This window comes from Actinomycetota bacterium (genome assembly GCA_035536535.1).
Taxonomy (GTDB): Bacteria; Actinomycetota; JAICYB01; order JAICYB01; family JAICYB01; genus DATLNZ01.
This window is the reverse complement of sequence record DATLNZ010000079.1, coordinates 1-2,288: the sequence shown is the minus strand read 5'-3', so window position 1 is coordinate 2,288 and position 2,288 is coordinate 1. Positions and strand designations below refer to the sequence as shown.

The window sequence follows — 2,288 nt, the reverse complement described above, 5'->3', positions numbered from 1 at the left end:
CCAGCGGCGCGGAGCGGCGCGCCAGCGAGGACTGCAGAGCAGGCGGGCCCGCACAAGACGCACAACTGACTTGAGTGCTGAGCCCTAGTACACCCAGATCGTCGAGCCCAGCGGCGCCAGTCCCTTTTCCCAGATGTAGTTGATCGCCGGGATCGAGATGCGGACGCAGCCGTGCGACGACGGGTGCGCCGGGACCGACTCCGACCCGTGCAGGGCGACGCCCCCAGGGGCGAAGTACTTCGGGCTCCAGATGTCCCCCAGGTCGGCCTCCCGAAGTCCGTGGAGCTGGCGTTCGAATATCCAGCGCCCTTCCGGCGTGTGGGCGGTCTGCTTGCGACGGTCCTCGTCCTCGTACGGCTTGTCCGTGCCGGTGCTCACGTTGAAGGTCCACAGAACGCGGCCATCGCGGACGACGAACATCAGCTGGCGCCCCTTGTCGATCTCGACTAGGTCCCCGGTCCGGCTCCGCGGTTCGGGCGCCGACACCGCCTTCAGTGCCTCGATCAGCTCGGGTGAGACCTTTCCGTCCCGTGGCAGGCCGCGTGTCTTCTGGAAGGCGAAGATCGCCTGGCGGGTGAGTCCGCCCAGCTGGCCGTCCGGTTCACCGAGCCAGTAGCCAAGCGAGGAAAGCCGGTGTTGCAGGGCCTTGGCGTCGATGCGGGGCGCGGCGGCAGCAGATGCCGCGACGGGGGTGGCGGGAGCGCTGCGGACCGGAGCCGGGGCCTTCGCCACCGGCTGTACCCGACGAGCGGCCGGGAGTCGCGAGACAGCCGCCTGCGTCCGGACCCGGGGCCGACCCTGTCCGACCGCCGGCTCTGACTTGACCTGCTTGGGGGACGTCGCTCGGGTGGGAGCGGGAGCCGGCCCACAGGAGACGATCGCGAAGGTGGCAGCCACCGCCATGAAACCAACGAGTCGCAGGGGCCGCATGGGGCGTTCGTTCCCGTGCCCGGCGCACGTTTAAACGAGCGAATGTTCTGGGATAAATGGAGCTGACCTGCGGGTATCTAAGGATTCAAGACGTCCCGAACGCTCCTCTCGGAAGCTACGAGTCGGTCATAACCGGACATATGCATCGCCCGCGTCCGCTCGTCCCACGCCAGGGTCATCGCCAACCGCGAGCTCACCCAGGCCGCCGCGGCGCGGCCCCCGTCCGGCGAGGTGATCCGAGCCCTGAGCCTGTGGCCGAGGACGTCGTTGGGCCTGCGTGCCGACTCGAACTCGATCGCATAGGCGGCCTCCGCGAGGAGGTAGGGCAGGTGGGGATGCAGCGGCTCCACCAGCTCTGGTTCGCGTTCGGCGAGGTCCAGCACGTCCAGCGCATGTGTGCCGTACCGGCGGTGCAGCCGGAGCTGGTGGGCGGAGTCCAGTCCCAGCTTCGCTGCCGCGGCCACGACGCGTTCGTCCGGGACGGCTTCCCCGGCCCCCGACAGCCGGATGCGTGAGGTGCGCGACGCGCGGATTGTGCCGAGACCGGCCGACTCGGCGGCTGCGTCCACCGCCTCCGCGGCCATCGTCCTGTAGGTGGTGAGCTTGCCGCCGGCGACGGTGACGACTCCGGCCGAGCCGATAGTGACGCTGTGACGCCGCGACAGCTCCTTGAGCCGGCGGCCCGGTTTCTGGATCAACGGGCGCAACCCCGCCCACGCCGAAAGGACGTCCTGCTGTCCGACGGGTGGATCGACGTAGGAGTTGACGGTGTCGATGAGGTACGACACCTCCTGCGGCAGCGCGGTGGGGGAGTCGAGGGGTCCGGTGTAGTCGTCGTCTGTCGTCCCGACGATCACCGTCGAGTCCACCCACGGGATGACGAAGACGTAGCGGCCGTCTCCGGCCGGAAGCAGCATCGCCGCCGTCGTCCGGATAGCCGACGCGGGGAAGGTCAGGTGGATGCCTTTCGCCGGACGCACCCCCGCCAGCTCCGCCGGATCCTCCAGCCGGCGCACCTCGTCCACCCACACACCGGAGGCGTTCACCACGACGCGGGCTCGCACGTGGACCGGCTCGCCGGTTTCCACGTCGGATACCACAGCGCCGGAGGCTCTGCCGCGGGTGTCCCGCAGCAGCTCGAGCACCGGCGCGTGGTTGGCGACCACCGCTCCCATCTCCCCGGCTGTGCGCGCGATCGTCCAGACCAGCCGAGCGTCGTCCGTGCGGGCGTCCGGATAGCAGTAGGCGCCGGTCACGTGGGGGCCGAGAGCCCACGCCAGCTGGCGGGCCCCCGGTTGGTCGAGCCTCCGGTGCCGGGACGCGCCGGACCCTGCGGCGAGCAGGTCGTAGGCGACCAG

The 2,288-nt window shown here is 70.1% G+C and carries 2 protein-coding genes; both read right to left on the bottom strand.

Going from position 1 to position 2,288, the window contains the following annotated elements; all coding sequences use genetic code 11:
* Positions 1–84 precede the first annotated feature (84 nt).
* Positions 85–930, bottom strand: coding sequence for a L,D-transpeptidase family protein (locus tag VNE62_05195; GenBank protein HVE91677.1), 846 nt, complete (start codon positions 928–930; stop codon positions 85–87).
* A gap of 77 nt (positions 931–1,007) precedes the next feature.
* Positions 1,008–2,288 (bottom strand): FAD-dependent oxidoreductase (locus VNE62_05190; GenBank protein HVE91676.1); only part of this gene is annotated, 1,281 nt, incomplete at its 5' end.